Source organism: Paenibacillus sp. VCA1, assembly GCF_031583795.1.
Lineage (GTDB): Bacteria > Bacillota > Bacilli > Paenibacillales > Paenibacillaceae > Paenibacillus_AQ > Paenibacillus_AQ albilobatus.
Genome location: NZ_JAVLSX010000006.1, coordinates 16,284 through 32,080 on the forward strand (window position 1 = coordinate 16,284; position 15,797 = coordinate 32,080).

A 15,797-nucleotide genomic window follows, 5' to 3' on the forward strand; every position below is an offset into this window, starting at 1 on the left:
ATTGCACAAGATCATGTAGAGAAATCGGAAAAAACGGCCGTTATAATGAGAGTGTTACGAATACTATAGGCCAATATAGGAGTGATCGCAAGATGACGAAAAAGCATCGGGTTGTCGTCGCGGGATGCGGCGGCATGGCGAATACGTGGGTCGATTATGTCATCGGCAGGGAAGATGGAGAAATCGTCGGGCTGGTGGATATTCATCTGGAGGCGGCGACTGCCATGGCGGAACGGAAAGGTTTGTCCTGCCCTGTCTTTACGGACGTCAAAGAGGCCATTGCTTCGACCGAAGCGAATCTGGTTTTCGATGTCACCATCCCCTCCAGCCATCATCACATCGGTATCGCGGCCATGGAATCGGGCTGCGACGTGTTTGCCGAAAAACCGCTCGCCGAGTCGATCCGGGATTGCCTCGAAATCGTACAAACCTCAAAGCGTTTAGGGCGCACGCATGCCGTCATGCAAAACCGCCGCTATGACCCGCGGATCCGTTCGTTCCGAAACCTGATTGCGGAAGGGACGATCGGCCGGCCGGGATTTATCGGGGCGGATTTTTTCCTTGGCCCGCATTTCGGCGGCTTCCGCGAAGCGATGGACAGCCCGCTCCTGCTGGACATGGCTATCCATACGTTTGACCAAGCCCGGTTCCTTTTGGGCGCAGACCCTGTCAGCGTGTACTGTCATGAGTCGAATCCCCCGGGCTCGTGGTACGAGGGGAACGCTATGGCCATCTGCATCTTCGAAATGTCGGACGGGTCCGTATTTAATTACCGCGGATCCTGGTGCGCCGAGGGGGCGCCGACTTCCTGGGAAGCTTCCTGGCGTGTTACCGGCGAACGCGGGACGGCCATTTGGGACGGACAAGGCGAGCCTTATGCCGAGGTGGTTGCGGCATCCGACCAAACGGATCGGTTTATTCGCGAGTATGAACGTATTCCCGGCAAACCGGTCGCAATGAACAACACCTTCCATCACGGCTGCCTCGACGAAATGTTCGCGGCCTTGCATGAACACCGCAAACCTGAAACCGACTGCAGCGACAATCTGCTTAGCATGGCCATGGTGCTTGCAGCCCTGGAAAGCGCTAAAACCCAAAGCAAAGTCGACATTGTAAAATGGATAAACGCGGCTCAAAGAGGAGAATGACGGTTAATGGCAGGAAGGACTTTGGTCTCGCCAAAGTCCTTCCGTTTGTTTGCCCCATCGCCGTCATACCGACTGCTGCCTGAATTGCTGCGGCGAGGCGTCATACACTTTGCGGAACATTTTGGAAAAGTGGGAGAAATTGTGGTAGCCGAATGTTTTTGCTACATCGGAAATCGGCATGGTGGAGCTTTCGATCAAGTCCTTGGCAAGCGACATCCGAAGATGCAGGATGTAATCCGTGATGGACTCCCCAACCTCGCGCTTGAACAAGCGGGATAAATACGCCGGATTCAAATGCACGTAGCTGGCAAGCTGTTCACGGGTAATCGGTTCGCTCAAATGTTCCTTGATGTAATATTGAATCCTTTGAATGACGGAATGGTTCTGATGCAGCTCCTGGTGAATGATTCCGACCATGCGGAGAGCGGATAGCTCCAGCTGCTCCAAATTCCGGGGCTGCGCATTCAGCAGCATCCCTTCCTGCGGTTGAAACAGCTCGAAGGCGGACAGTCCGTTTTTATGAAGAATATAATGCACCATCTGCATAAACTCATGGCGGAATCCTTCGAGTCCGGATAAGGAAAGCCCTTGAATCTTCTTCATTTCGGAAATCCGGCAGCGGATTTCGTTTTGAAGCTCTTCGAGTTTCCCTTGTTCCAGCAGGATTGTCCAGGTCGAAATCCGCGGAATCATCGTTTGGATCGAATGCGTGCTTTGCGATGTCATGGAGTACACCTGATTGGATTTGTTCAAATTGTTATATTCGATTTCCAGCAGCTGCCTGTACGTCTCCGCCACCTCATACAAGCTGGAGCTTGTGCCGATGTAGCAGGATATGTTGCATCCGAAATACCTGTGGCAGTTTTGGACGTATTTTTCGCATCGGGAATGAAGATCGAACAAGGGGTCCTTCCATGCATCGCCGGCGATCACGACAACGTTTACTCCTTGCTTCGTTTGAATGACCTCGCCGCTTCCGGCAGGCAGCAGCATTTCAGCCGCGCCTTTTCGAATGGCGTATTCCATGATTTCCTCGTCTTTGGTGCTGAATTCACGCAGCCACGACTCTACGCTGACAAGGATAGGCAGAACCGGCGCATCCTTCAAATCCGATAGTTCATGCTCCTCCAAAATACTCGCGGCGTTGTCCGGCGTGCATACGATTCTGCCCGAAAAAAGATCGTTCCAGAACTTGTCCACGATCAGCGGCTTTTTCTTCCGCCACATGTCATAATACGGTTTATACTGCTTGCGCAGCTTATGTAATTCCCTTTCTTCCTCGATCGAAGCCAGCGCCTTGGATATCGTCTCCTGCAGCACGTCGAATTCGACCGGTTTTAGCAAATAATCGAACCCGTCCAGCTGGATGGCCCGTTTCATGAAATCGAAGGCGGAATGCGCGGTCAGGAAAATCGTCTCCGTCTCCGGAGAAATTTCGTTTACCTTTTCTAACAACTCGATGCCCGTGCCTCTCGGCATTTCGATGTCGCAAATCATAATATCGATCGGCGTGCGATCGAAGATCTGCAATGCATCCCTCATATTGTAAGCCTCGTAAACCTCGGACACGTGCAGCTTTTCCCAATCCACTCCGCTTTTGATCCCCATCACCGCATAAATTTCGTCGTCGACGATCAGTGCCTTGTACATCACCGCTGCCTCCATTTCAATACATCAATATGAAGTAAACTGCTCAACCGTCCGGAAAGGAAGTACGATTTTGATTCTGGCCCCCGCATCAGGGGCGTTGTCAAATGACAAGGAAGCTTTTTGCCCGAAAATGTGCTTCAGCCGGTACTGGACGTTTGAAATGCCCAGATGCTGCCCGTCCCGGCTTGCCTTGAAGGTGCCTGATTGAAGCTGCCGCAGCACGTCGTCCGGAAATCCGTTCCCATTGTCCCGGATCATGATTTCCAATTGGTCCTCTCCGGGCAAGCGAATGTCAATTTCGATGTGAAACGGATGATCCATGAAATCGAATCCGTATTTGATCGCATTTTCGATAAACGGCTGGATGAGCAGAGGCGGAATGGCCGCATGCTCCGCTTGATCGGCGATGCGGAACGCATAGGTAATGCGCTCCGGAAAACGGACCTGCTGAATTTTGATGTAACTTTCCATATGCTCCATCTCTTCGGCGATCGTAACCGCAATCTGGTTGGTTTTGGTCGTAAAACGAAAATATTTGACCAGGTTCATGCACATGAGCTGGATAACGCCGTAATTTTTGATTTCGGCCAAATTGTAGACGATGTTGATCGAATTCAGCAGAAAATGCGGATTGATTTGAAGCTGCAAATGCTTGAGCTCGGCTTTATGCGCTTTGATCTGTTCCTCGTATACGCTGATTTTCAGGTCATGGATTTCGGACGCCATGCCGTTGAACGTTTCGTTGATGATGGCGAATTCCTTCGATTTGGAGGAATGAAGCCTCGTATCCCAATCCCCGTGCTTAATTCGCCGCATCCCGCGGATCAGGTTGTTCATCGGCTTCAAGATGATGTCGTTCAGGTAAACCAAATAAATGATCAGCGTGATAAAAGCCGCAATCGATATGAGGACGATAACCCTCCGAAAATGGTATAAGTTTTTCAGCATTTGGGATTCCGGCACAAACGCGCCCAAAATAACGTCCGTTCCCTGGATCCGGTTCATGACGACGACGTATTTCCGGTCATCCTTGTTAATGACCTGATACACTTCGTTCGATTCGGAGGCCAGGGACGTATCCAGGAGATGTCCGCCGATGGCGGACGTATTGGTGATCAACTCCCCCCGGCTGTTAACGAAGCTGGCAAACCCGTCTTCCAGATGGATCAAATCCAGCGGAATCATTAAATTTTCCAGTTCCACGAATGCGCCGAGATAAAAACCGTCCCCCGTGTCGACGAGACGGATTAATGCGTATTTTTCCTGTCCGTATTCGATTGCCTTCCATTCCCGGAAATAATCGCTGTCCGGCTTAACGCCGGTCACCACTTTTTCGATCGTCGTTTTGATCGATTCCAGTTCTTCAAAAGACGAGGTTTTGATCGGCGTGTTGAACAGATCCCGCGTTTTCACCGAATAGATGAATTGGAGATCGACGCTTTTATCGAACCGGTGGTATCTTGTAAGCGTGTTCAATATTCTTGCTTTGGCCAAGTAATATTCGTCCGTATTTTCAGCAAGCTGCGAAAGCGCTGCGATGTTTGGATCTTCCAGCGCGATGTTGTACAGAAAATTCGTTTCCTTGTTCAACGCGGCCTCGATCTGGTGGGAATACAAAATCATCGAGTTTTTATTCGAATCGGCCACCTGCTCCCGGATCGTATTCGACGCGTAATAATTGTTGTAAAGAAGCAGTCCGACGAGCGGGACCGCAATCGTAACGAAACCGATAATCAGCTTGAAGCGTAGCGAGTGTTTAATGTTCAGCAGTTTCATGCACTTCCCCGGCTCTTTAAAAAAGGATGGTAGAATCATGGTTATGGCGTATCACGGTTTATCTAACTCTGAGTATAGTGACATGCGTAAAAAAAGGGAATCCCTTACGAAGGACTCCATTCCAAAGTCCCGGTTCAGAATTCCCCCTGTTGCTTGAAGGTTGCTGGAATTTACTTGGTTTGCGTCTTGGCCCACTCGGCAAGCTGCTTTTCGACTTCGGCTTTCACTTTGTCAAAACCTGCCGCATCCCGCTTCTTCTTCCACTTGGCAATGATTTCCTCAGGATTGGCCGCCCCCGATTTCAACGTCGCACCGAACTCTTGTTCCACGTTTCTAATCGATGCGAGTTCCGACTTCACGGGCTCTTCATTAAAGGCAAATCCGAGAGCGATGGAATGCTCGGATCTTTCATTGAACTTCTTGAATTCTTCCCATTTGTTCGGATCTTCGTTCGCCCAGAGATAGGAGTTGAACTGGTTGCCGAACATCCAGCCGCCCGGATTCGGATATCCTTCGTTGTCGGCGTTCACGCCTTCCGGATAATCAATCATGTTTTCGGATTTTTTGACGTAATGCTTGCCTTCGATCCCCCAATCCAGCATGTTAAGCAGCTTGGGATCGGTGTACAGCAGATTCAGGAACATCATGGCTCTTGCCGGATCTTTGGAGGTCCGGGAAATGCCGAGCATCGCGCCCTGCGCATCACCGGTCGTCGTAAACGGCTCTGCCGTTTCTATCTGAACCAATTCGACACCTGCGTTAATGCTCATTTCCTTGTCCTTGCCCGGCTTCAAGGATTGGGCCACCGCAAAAGCTTTGCCCGCCTTAATCATGTTGATGCCCTGGTCGGCGTCCGATGTCAGGATGTCCTTGTCGAACCAGCCGTTCTGGTTCCACTGATGCATGCGTTGGTAAAATTCAAGGTATTTCGGATCTTCAAGCATATCCACGACTTTCAGTTCTTTGCTGCCGCGAGGAATTGCAAGATTGGACGTGATCGAGTCGTAATTGGCCGCGTCCCAAATATTCGTGAATTTGCTGGAAACGATCGGCGTGACGCCAGGTTCGTTCTCTTTGATCGTTTTGAACATCGCTTCCAGATCCTCCATCGATTTTACGCCATTCGTATCGAACTTGTATTTGTCGACCAGCTTTTTGTCCAGCAGGAAGCCGAACCCTTGGCCGAACTCCTTTTTGGTCGGAAGCGCGAACAGCTTGCCGCCGATTCTGGACCCTTTAATGAAATCCTCGCCAAGCACGCCGGGGATATCTTTGCCGTAGTTGGACATCAGCTCATCCAGCTCCATGTACTGTCCCTTGGCGGCGTCCTTCGCATAAGAGAACCAGCTGGCGGTAAACATCAGGTCAAACGGCTCGTTGGAAATTTTCATCAGGTTCGTTTTATCGTCCCAGGAAGCCCATTCGATCGGCTTCAGCTCGATCGTGGCATTGATTTTTTCCGTCAAATATTTGCTCATTTCGTCCTGCACGAGCTGCAAGTCCTTCGGGGCGGTCGCCGGATACACCAGCGTGATTTTGTAAGGTTTGAGCGAAGATTCGTTTCCGCCTCCCCCGGCCGCCGCAGCGTCTTGCGGTTTGTCCGAATCCCCTTTTCCGCAGCCGGCTAAAGCCAGCATGCCGCATAACATGATCATGAGCGCTAAATAGGCTTTTTTCATTTTCAATTTCATACCCCTCTCGATTATCGCTTTTTTTCGAAGCATGCAATTGCTTTTCAAAACTGGAATGCCCGTCCCACCTCCCCTTTCGTGATGCGATATGTCAACCTTTGACTGCGCCGCTTGTAATCCCGCTGATGTAATACTTTTGGAAAAACGGGTAAGCGAACAATAAAGGGGCTATCCCGACCACGGCCAGCGCCATGCGGACCGTTTCCTGCGGCATTTTGGCAAGCAATTCCCCGACCTGGGCGGTGCTGTTGGATTTCATGAGCAAATACTGGATATTCGTCAGCGTTTTGGTCATCAAATACTGGATATTGTAGAGCTCGGGCTTGTCGATGAACAGCATACAGTTGTACCAATCGTTCCAGTAAGACAGCGTATTGAAAAGACCAATCGTCGCCATGATCGGCAGCGAAAGCGGAACGACGATTTTGAAAAAGATTCTGAGCTCGCCCGCCCCGTCGATGGTGGCCGATTCAATGACGGAGTCCGGAATGCTTGAAGCGAAAAAGCTTCGCATCAGCAGCACGTTAAACGCGCTCAACAACAGGTTCGGTATGATCATCGCAAAAATCGTGTTTTTCATGTCGAACATGTTGACATATGTAATATACCAGGGTACCATGCCCCCGCCGAAGAGCATCGTGAAAAAAATGTAGAAGGAAAGCGTCCGGCGAAACGGCAGGTCCGGCCTCGATAGCGGATAAGCAAACAAGGCAGTGATCAGCAAGCTTACAACCGTGCCGACCAGCGTGCTCAAAATCGTCACCCCGTAAGCTTTGGCGATTTCGGAAAAATCGTTGAACAAAAACTGGTAAGCCGCAAAGCTGATTTGGCTCGGGAATAGGGAGTAGCCGTTTTTCAAGATGGAATCCTCGCTGGAGATGGACACCATGAACACCAATAAAAACGGAACCAACGACACGATGGTGAATCCCCAAAAAAACAGGTGGATGAATGCGGGTCCGATGCGTTTGCTTAAATTCATTCCCCTCACTGTGTCTCCTCTCACGGATTAGAATAAGGCATCCCGTTTGTTGATGCGTCTGACCGCCGCGTTCGCGGCCAGGATCAGCACGAAACAGACGACGGACTGATAAAATCCGGCCGCTGTCGACATACCGATATCGCCGGATTGGACCATGGCCCGGTATACGAACGTATCGATCGTATTGGTCGTCGGGATGAGCGCCCCCGTATTCATCGGCACCTGGTAAAACAGGCCGAAGTCCGACCGCAAAATGCTGCTGACCGCAAGCAGCGTCATGGTGGTGATGACGGGCAGGATGAGCGGAATGGTGATCCGGGTCATCTGCTTCCACTTGCTGGCGCCGTCGATCGTGGCGGCTTCGTAATATTCCTTGTCGATGCCGATAATGGAAGCAAAGTAGATGATCGATAAATAACCGACATTTTTCCACGCATTGACGATGACCAAAATATACGGCCAATATTTCGGCTCTCCGTACCAGGAAACGGCTTCCGCGCCGAACCATTTGATCAGCAGCCGGTTCACGAGACCGCTGTCCACGTTCAGGAAGCTGTACACCAGGTAAGCCACGACAACCATCGAAATGATATGGGGCAGCAGAAACGTGCTCTGATAAAATCGGCTGACCACTTTTTCCTTAATTTCGTTGATAAACAGCGCGACGAGAACCGCTAACACCAAGTTCAGCACGATGAAAACGAAGTTGTACAGGAAGGTATTCCGGGTAATGACGTACGCGTTTTCCGAGTTGAACAGGAATTTGAAGTTATCAAGCCCCGCCCACTCGCTTCCCCAAATGCCGTCGACGTAATTGTAGTTTTTGAATGCGAGAATGACGCCGTACATCGGAATGTAATTGTTGATGAACAAATACACGACGCCCGGCAGCGTCATCAGCAGCAGCCACTTGTACTTTTTTAGACTTCTTCGCAGATATGACGTGTTCTTCATGATCCAGCCCCTTCGCATCGAGTCATGTAAACCTTTTCATCCCCATTCTATCTTGCGGTTCGTCCGGTCAACCACCATCGTCGTGACTTTCTGATGCAACGATCATGACTTCTTGCAAAATCACTCCGCAAGTTGGCCGGAATGGATTGACAGCCTTCGACGTACTCTTTATGCTAGGGTTCATAATAACGCTTACATTATTTATCGTTTCTTAAGGAGGTTTTTCGATTGATAAACGGCAATAGCATTCAGCGGGTTTTTATTTTGGGAATGGACGGGGCAGGCAACTTCATTCAGCATACCGACACTCCGATCATCGATGCTTTTTTGAAAAAAGGGGCGTCTACGCTTACAGCGCAAGCGCAGTCTCCGACCATCAGCGCGGAATGCTGGGGTTCGATCCTGCATGGGGTCACACCGGAAAAACATCAATTAAATAACGAAGTCGCGGCAACGACAACATTCCCTTCCGATTCGCCGTACCCTTCGATCTTCCGCCTGGCGCGGGAAGCTTGGCCGGAAGCGAAGCTGGCCGCCTTCTCCAGCTGGAGGCCGATCAACAGCGGCATCATCGAGGAGGATTTGGGGATACATAAAGAATCTTTGCCGGATGAAGAGCTGGTCGGCGCCATTGAAAACTACCTGGAGCACAACCCCGACGTGAAGCTGCTGTTCATGCAGCTCGACGAACCGGATGCGGCGGGCCATAAATTCGGTTATGGTCCGGATTCCAAGCTTTATCTGGAGGCCATCTCCAAAAATGACGGTTTGTTCGGACGCGTGCTCGGCACCATCGAGAAGCTGGGATTGCTCGAGGACAGCCTCGTCATTCTCCTTACCGACCATGGCGGCGGCGGAGACAACAAATACAGCCATGGCAGCGATCATCCGATGGATAAAAACGTATTCTGGGGATGCGTCGGCCCCGGGATTGAACCCGGCACGGAGGTTCCAGGCCTGTACATCGTCGATACGGCGGCCGTTGCCGCGCACGCGCTGGGGCTGGGGCTGCCGGAAAACTGGGACGCCAAGCTGCCGTCTTTTGTCGGCAATTAAGGCAGGAACCGGCATGAGAAAAACGCTTCATTTTAATCCGAGCGGCAAATTCAAAATCGTTCAGTTTACGGACACGGAATTTGCGCGGCCAAGCGAAGAAGAAACGCGGATGAAGGCCATGATGCAAAGGATCCTGAAAGCGGAAAAGCCCGATTTGGTGGTGTATACCGGGGATGTGATCGCAAGCGGCGGAAGCCCGGACCCGATTCGGGCTTTTAAGGATGCGGTGTCCGTGCCCGAAGAAATGCAGGTGCCATGGGCAGCCGTGTTCGGCAATCATGATTCCGAGGCGGCAAACGTCACGCGCGAGCAGCTGCACAACCTGCAGCTTGCGCATCGCTACTGTTACGCACAACCCGATCCGCCGAATGTTCAAGGGACGGGAAACTATGTACTTGAAATTTTGGGAAGAGATCTTCAGGCTGCCGCTGCGCTGTATTTTCTCGATTCGGGGAGCTACTCGCCGCTGGAGCACTTGCGGTTGGGCTTTTACGATTGGATCCGTCGGAGCCAGATCTCTTGGTATACGGAAACATCTTACCGATTGACCGTAAGGAACGGAGGCTCTCCCCTCCCTTCGCTCGGCTTTTTTCACATCCCTCTTCCCGAGTACAACGATGTTTGGGATTTTTCAGTATGCTACGGGCAAAAGCTTGACAAATATTGCTGCGCGCCGTGGATCAATACCGGTTTTTTTGCCGCCATGGTGGAGATGGGAGATATCATGGGCACCTTCGTGGGTCATGACCACGGGAATGATTTTTGGGGAAGGCTGCATGGAATTCGGCTCTGTTACGGACGTACGACCCGCAACGCTTATTTGGGTCAACCGTTCCTGACGGGAGCGCGGGTCATTGAACTGACGGAAGGGGAACGCCGCTTCGATACCTGGCTTCATCTCGAAGACGGTGCGCTTATACATGATCAGCCCGAACATCGGCCGGAGGGACGGGCGCTTCAGATCTGACCCTCATCAGGTTGGACCTCGCCAAAAACGTCTAAATCGAGTTCCATCACCAGACCCGGGACGGCGCCTTCGTTATCGATTTCCCCGTTCAACCGGAATCCGATGGCTTCATAAAGACTTTTGGCATGCTCATTATCGGGATGAATGCTTAGAAAGATGGTTTTGCAGTCGTATTGCTGTTCGATATAACGAATCATGTGCAGGAGAAATCGTTTGGCATAACCTTTTCCTTGGAAATGGCGGTCGATCATGAAGCGGTCGAGCCACGCGCTCCGCTGCTCGCTGTCCGGCCATCCGTACATGGCAAAGCCGATCATCGTATCGTTATCGTACAGGCCGACGGAGACGGCGTTCAATTCGTAGAAGCATTCGGCCATCGAAAACGCGTTGCTCTCAATGAAACGCTGCTGTTCGGCTGAAACGGATAACGCTGCGGCGTCGCGCCAGTTCCCATTGTTAATTTCCTTGATGTGTAGACTCACGGATATCCCTCTTTTCTTTATGTCTTGTCTATATACGAAATAGCCATGGAAAGGTGTCACCCGAACCCTCCATGGCTATTTATTATCCCCTTGCCTCCTTATGTGAAGACCTGGGTTCTTTATGACAATGCATACGGCTGTTCTCCCTGTTGAAAGGGAGTTGTTCGTAGCGAGTTACCGTCTTTAAGCTAAGGATTGATTAAGGAACCTGTAAAAGTAATGCCTCCAATCGCCGTCGCTGAACCTTCGACAGCCAAAGCATCCAGCGAGTAAGTGACATTTCCGGTACCCGGAGTTATGTCCACATGGTTCACGCTGGTCGTTGCAAATGCATTGTTCCCAGCCGCGTGGGCATTGATGCTGAAAATTAACGTCGCTCCGCGAAGGATTTGCAGTTGGATTGCCGATGCGCCTGAAGCAGCCTGCCAACCAACAACACCTGTTAACCACACCCGGCTTGCCGCCGGTACTCCTGTGATGGTTATCGTTTTTAGTGTGACCGGGGTTGCCGTAATGCTGACCGCCGAGCTTCCGGAAGTATTGGGAGAGTTCTCGGAGACTTGGAATTGCTCGAAAACCCCTGTGGCTCCCGTTGTTCCCGTTGCTCCCGTGGCTCCTGTAGCACCTGTTGCTCCTGTGGCCCCCGTTGCACCTGTTGCTCCTGTGGCTCCCGTAGCACCTGTGGCACCTGTAGCACCTGTAGCACCTGTTGCTCCCGTTGCTCCTGTGGCTCCCGTCGCTCCTGTAGCACCCGTTGCTCCCGTAGCACCTGTTGCACCTGTTGCACCTGTTGCTCCTGTCGATCCTGTAGCACCTGTTGCGCCCGTAGCTCCTGTGGCCCCCGTTGCCCCTGTGGCTCCTGTTGCTCCTGTTGCGCCCGTGGCGCCAGTTGCTCCTGTTGCACCAGTTGCTCCCGTTGCTCCTGTGGCTCCTGTACCACCTGTTGCGCCCGTTGCTCCTGTGGATCCGGTTACTCCCGTAGCGCCAGTTGCACCTGTTGCTCCTGTGGCCCCCGTTGCACCTGTTGCTCCTGTGGCACCTGTGGCCCCCGTGGCTCCTGTGGCTCCAGTGGCTCCTGTTGCTCCGGTTGCTCCTGTAGCTCCCGTTGCTCCGGTTGCTCCCGTGACTCCCGTTTCACCTGTAGCTCCCGTTGCTCCTGTGGCTCCTGTTGCACCCGTGGCTCCTGTTGCACCCGTTGCTCCTGTTGCACCCGTTGCGCCCGTGACTCCCGTTTCACCTGTAGCACCTGTTGCTCCCGTTGCTCCTGTCGCTCCCGTGACTCCCGTTTCACCTGTTGCTCCCGTAGCACCTGTCGCACCCGTTGCACCTGTGGCACCTGTTGCCCCCGCTCCTGTTGCACCCGTCGCTCCTGTCGCTCCCGTGGCTCCGGTTGCACCCGTGGCTCCCGTTTCACCCGTGGCTCCCGTTGCACCTATTTCACCAGTCGCTCCTGTGGCCCCCGTTGCTCCTGTTGCACCTGTGGCTCCCGTTTCACCCGTGGCTCCTGTCGCTCCCGTTGCCCCTGTTGCACCCGTAGCACCTGTGGCACCTGTTGCTCCTGTTGCCCCTGTCGCTCCCGTTGCTCCCGTAGCACCTGTGGCTCCTGTTACTCCTGTTGCACCTATGGCTCCCGTTTCACCTGTGGCTCCTGTCGACCCTGTAGCACCTGTTTCTCCTGTTGCTCCTGTCGCACCCGTTGCTCCTGTCGCTCCTGTTGCACCCGTCGCTCCCGTTACTCCCGTGACTCCTGTAGCTCCTGTAGCTCCTGTTGCACCCGTTGCACCCGTTGCTCCGGTTGCTCCTGTAGCACCCGTTGCTCCCGTTGCTCCTGTCGCTCCCGTTGCTCCTGTTGCTCCCGTTGCTCCTGTAGCACCTGTGGCTCCCGTTGCTCCTGTTGCACCTGTTTCTCCTGTCGCTCCCGTTGCTCCTGTCGCTCCTGTAGCTCCTGTTGCACCCGTTGCTCCCGTTGCTCCTGTAGCACCTGCGGCTCCTGTCGCTCCCGTTGCTCCCGTTTCACCCGTGGCTCCGGTTGCACCTGTTTCACCAGTCGCTCCTGTGGCCCCCGTTGCACCTGTCGCTCCCGTGGCGCCAGTTGCTCCCGCGCCTCCCGTTACACCTGTGGCTCCCGTTGCACCTGTTTCTCCCGTGGCTCCTGTAGCACCCGTCGCTCCCGTGGTTCCTGTCACTCCCGTTTCACCCGTGGCTCCGGTGGCTCCCGTTTCACCTGTAGATCCCGACGCTCCTGTTGCTCCTGTGGCTCCCGTGGCTCCTGGGGCTCCCGTTTCACCCGTGACTCCGGTTGCACCAGTTTCACCAGTCGCTCCTGTGGCTCCCGTTGCACCTGTTTCACCAGTCGCTCCCGTAGCTCCTGTCGCACCCGTGGCTCCTGTGGCTCCTGTTGCTCCTGTTGCACCTGTCGCTCCTGTTACTCCTGTTGCTCCTGTTGCTCCTGTTGCTCCCGTTGCACCTGTTTCACCAGTCGCTCCTGTGGCTCCTGTTGCTCCTGTTGCACCTGTCGCTCCTGTTACTCCTGTTGCTCCTGTTGCTCCTGTTGCTCCCGTTGCACCTGTTTCACCAGTCGCTCCTGTAGCACCCGTTGCACCCGTGACTCCCGTTTCACCAGTCGCTCCCGTAGCACCTGTTGCTCCCGTTGCTCCTGTCGCACCCGTTGCACCCGTTTCACCCGTGGCTCCGGTTGCACCTGTTTCACCAGTCGCTCCTGTGGCCCCCATTGCTCCCGTTGCTCCTGTCGCACCTGTGGCACCTGTTGCTCCGGTTGCACCTGTTTCTCCCGTTGCGCCCGTTGCTCCCGTCGCACCCGTTGCACCCGTCGCTCCTGTGGCTCCCGTTGCTCCGGTAGCTACCGTGTCTCCTGGGTCTCCCGCTGCTCCTGTTGCATCTGTCGCCCCCCGCAGTACAACGGTTCCTCCAAGATAATTAACGCATTGTTCCGCCTGCATCAAATAAAAAATAGAATCAATGATTTCCCTCTCCGCCAGCCTTGTTTCATTTGCCCTCACTAATTTTTTTGCCCGGTTTAATGCGGCAATGGCTTCACGGACATTCCGCGCACAGCTTTTTCTCGTATATCTCGGCCTGATCATGGAGATCTTCTCTGCCTTCTGCGTCTTAATTTCGGTGAACTGCCGGCATTAATTAGTTTATATAAGCTGCGTAATATAATCAGTGCGTCGGATATCTCCGCCGATGCCCTCTCCATTTTTCCAAGCATGATAAATCGTTCGGCTTTTCTCAGTCTGAAAATGACGGCATCCAACTTGTTTATGCGTTTCCGGCGGCAACTCATCTTCCTTCCCCCCTCTTTTAATCACATAACCTGGACCTGCAACCCACAAATTGAATCATTCTTTTTACAATATGGGATAGACGTCTAAGACTCCACGGTTATTGCCCAGCAAGAAGGGATCGGACGGTAAATTTTGATGGAATCGTCCACGATTCCAAAAAGAAAAAAAGCCCGGGTTCGGACTTTTTTCTAAAAAATGATTTATTCGTTCGTCTACATATTGGACCAGAGAACGAAGGAATAGAATTTTGCAAAATCCTGAATTAAGCGTTTCGGGCTTCCGCCGCATCCTTTTCTTCAAATTCTTTCATCATTTCTTTTTGCTGTTCCGGAGAGAGCTTCGCGATGCCAAAGCCGGTGAAACCCCAGATCGTCGCGAAAATAATCCCAGTCCAGCACAACATCGCCCAAGGCAAGTAGGAAAGCGTTGCGACGCCCAGCGTGCCGGCCATATAAGCTCCGGCGGCCGTCCACGGGAGGATCGGCTCGATGATCGTGGCGGAGTCTTCCACCGTACGCCCGAGATTTTTCGGGTGCAGGCCGCGGCGGATATAGGCTTCGCGCAGCATTTCGCCCGGCATCAGAATCGAAACCTGGCCGTTGCTCGTTACTCCGATCATCGTCAAGCCCGTGACGATCGTCGCCACGATGAGGGAACCTGTAGAATGAACGAATTTCAAAATTTTATCGACGATAAGTTCAAGCGATTTCGTAAGCGAAATGGTACCTGCGAACGTAATAGCGCTGAAACAGATGAGCAGCGTTCCCATCATGGAGTTCATCCCGCCGCGATTCAGCAATTTCGGGATGTCCGGAAGGACTTTTTCCGCGTCGAAGCCTTGAACATGAACCATCGAAATATCGAAACCGTTCAAAACGGAGCTGACGACGTCGTGCAGCGAGAAACCTTGGAATATGAGCGCGTTCGCCATCGCAAAAGCGGATGACAACAGCATGATGGGCAGCGTCGGCTTTTTGCGGATCGAACCGTACAAAACGATCAAGACCGGGATGACAAGCCAAAAATTCCAATGGTAAATCGTGCTCAGCGTATCCATGATCGTGCCGACTTTTTCGGGAACGGCAACGCCCGCACCATGCGTATTCAGGCCCGTAACGACATAAACAATGCCTGCGACGATAAACGAGGGCAGCGTCGTGTAAAGCAGGTGTCCGATATGCTCATACAGGTTCACCCCGGTAGACAAGGACGCGATGTTCGTCGTATCGGACAGCGGCGAAAGCTTGTCCCCGAAATACGCGCCCGCAACGACAGCGCCGGCAACGGCGGCCAGGTTGACATCCAGACCCGCTCCGACACCCATAAACGCTACGCCGATCGTTCCCGCCGAACCCCAGGACGTGCCTGTACAGATGGAAACGACAGAGGTTACGAGAAACGCGGTAATAAGCAGAAACTGAGGATTTATAATTTTCAAGCCGTAATAAATCATCATCGGAATCGTTCCGCCGGCCATCCATGCGCCGATCATCAAACCGACACAAATTAGGATGAGAATGGCCGGCATCGTTTTCGCGATTTTTTGCGAGATCGATTCCAAAATATCGTTATAGCTGTATCCCAGCTTGATGGCGATGATCCCCGCGACGACCGTCGAGGCGATGATCAGCGGCTCGGGAGGCAGCTCGAACATGACATACCCCAGGCAAAGCAGGACAACCATGGTGATAATCGGCAGCAAGGCTAGAAATAATGTCGGTTTCTTGATGGTTTTTACTTTTTTCGGCTCAGCCATTGTGTATTCCCCCTGGATATGATGAAA

Annotated in this window: 11 protein-coding genes; 3 read left to right on the top strand and 8 right to left on the bottom strand. The window is 52.8% G+C overall.

Annotated features, from left to right (window positions below):
• The first annotated feature begins 92 nt into the window (after positions 1–92).
• Positions 93–1,148 (top strand): Gfo/Idh/MocA family protein, encoded by a 1,056-nt coding sequence (locus RJP21_RS14650; protein WP_310859916.1) that lies wholly within the window; start codon positions 93–95, stop codon positions 1,146–1,148.
• A gap of 63 nt (positions 1,149–1,211) precedes the next feature.
• Here RJP21_RS14650 and RJP21_RS14655 read toward each other — a convergent pair whose 3' ends face one another.
• From RJP21_RS14655 to RJP21_RS14675, 5 genes are all read right to left on the bottom strand, one after another.
• The gene (locus RJP21_RS14655; RefSeq protein WP_310859917.1) at positions 1,212–2,798 is read right to left on the bottom strand and encodes a helix-turn-helix domain-containing protein; all 1,587 of its coding nucleotides are present in this window, start codon (positions 2,796–2,798) and stop codon (positions 1,212–1,214) included.
• A gap of 24 nt (positions 2,799–2,822) precedes the next feature.
• Entirely contained in the window at positions 2,823–4,574 is a 1,752-nt protein-coding gene (locus tag RJP21_RS14660) for a sensor histidine kinase (protein WP_310859918.1), read from the bottom strand.
• Positions 4,575–4,744: 170 nt separating this feature from the next.
• On the bottom strand, positions 4,745–6,253 hold the full coding sequence (locus RJP21_RS14665; RefSeq protein ID WP_310860264.1) for an ABC transporter substrate-binding protein: 1,509 nt from the start codon (positions 6,251–6,253) through the stop codon (positions 4,745–4,747).
• A 103-nt stretch (positions 6,254–6,356) separates the two neighbouring features.
• Positions 6,357–7,247 (bottom strand): carbohydrate ABC transporter permease, encoded by an 891-nt coding sequence (locus tag RJP21_RS14670; protein ID WP_310859919.1) that lies wholly within the window; start codon positions 7,245–7,247, stop codon positions 6,357–6,359.
• A 27-nt stretch (positions 7,248–7,274) separates the two neighbouring features.
• Positions 7,275–8,201 carry an ABC transporter permease gene (locus RJP21_RS14675; protein ID WP_310859920.1) on the bottom strand — a complete coding sequence of 309 codons (927 nt, stop codon included), beginning with the start codon at positions 8,199–8,201 and terminating at the stop codon, positions 7,275–7,277.
• Between the two features lie 228 nt (positions 8,202–8,429).
• Between RJP21_RS14675 and RJP21_RS14680 the strand changes: the two genes are divergently transcribed.
• Both RJP21_RS14680 and RJP21_RS14685 read left to right on the top strand, forming a co-directional pair.
• Positions 8,430–9,257, top strand: coding sequence for an alkaline phosphatase family protein (locus RJP21_RS14680; protein ID WP_310859921.1), 828 nt, complete (start codon positions 8,430–8,432; stop codon positions 9,255–9,257).
• A 13-nt stretch (positions 9,258–9,270) separates the two neighbouring features.
• On the top strand, positions 9,271–10,224 hold the full coding sequence (locus RJP21_RS14685; RefSeq protein ID WP_310859922.1) for a metallophosphoesterase family protein: 954 nt from the start codon (positions 9,271–9,273) through the stop codon (positions 10,222–10,224).
• On the opposite strand, the gene RJP21_RS14690 is transcribed toward RJP21_RS14685, so the two are convergent.
• From RJP21_RS14690 to nhaC, 3 genes are all read right to left on the bottom strand, one after another.
• Positions 10,215–10,706, bottom strand: a complete 492-nt coding sequence (locus tag RJP21_RS14690) for a GNAT family N-acetyltransferase (RefSeq protein ID WP_310859923.1) — start codon at positions 10,704–10,706, stop codon at positions 10,215–10,217. The two genes, RJP21_RS14685 and RJP21_RS14690, sit on opposite strands and share 10 nt — an antisense overlap.
• Before the next feature lie 188 nt (positions 10,707–10,894).
• Positions 10,895–13,726 (bottom strand): collagen-like protein, encoded by a 2,832-nt coding sequence (locus tag RJP21_RS14695; RefSeq protein WP_310859924.1) that lies wholly within the window; start codon positions 13,724–13,726, stop codon positions 10,895–10,897.
• A gap of 550 nt (positions 13,727–14,276) precedes the next feature.
• Positions 14,277–15,770: a Na+/H+ antiporter NhaC gene (nhaC, locus tag RJP21_RS14700; protein ID WP_310859925.1), complete on the bottom strand. Its 1,494-nt coding sequence runs from the start codon at positions 15,768–15,770 to the stop codon at positions 14,277–14,279.
• Between the last annotated feature and the right edge of the window lie 27 nt (positions 15,771–15,797).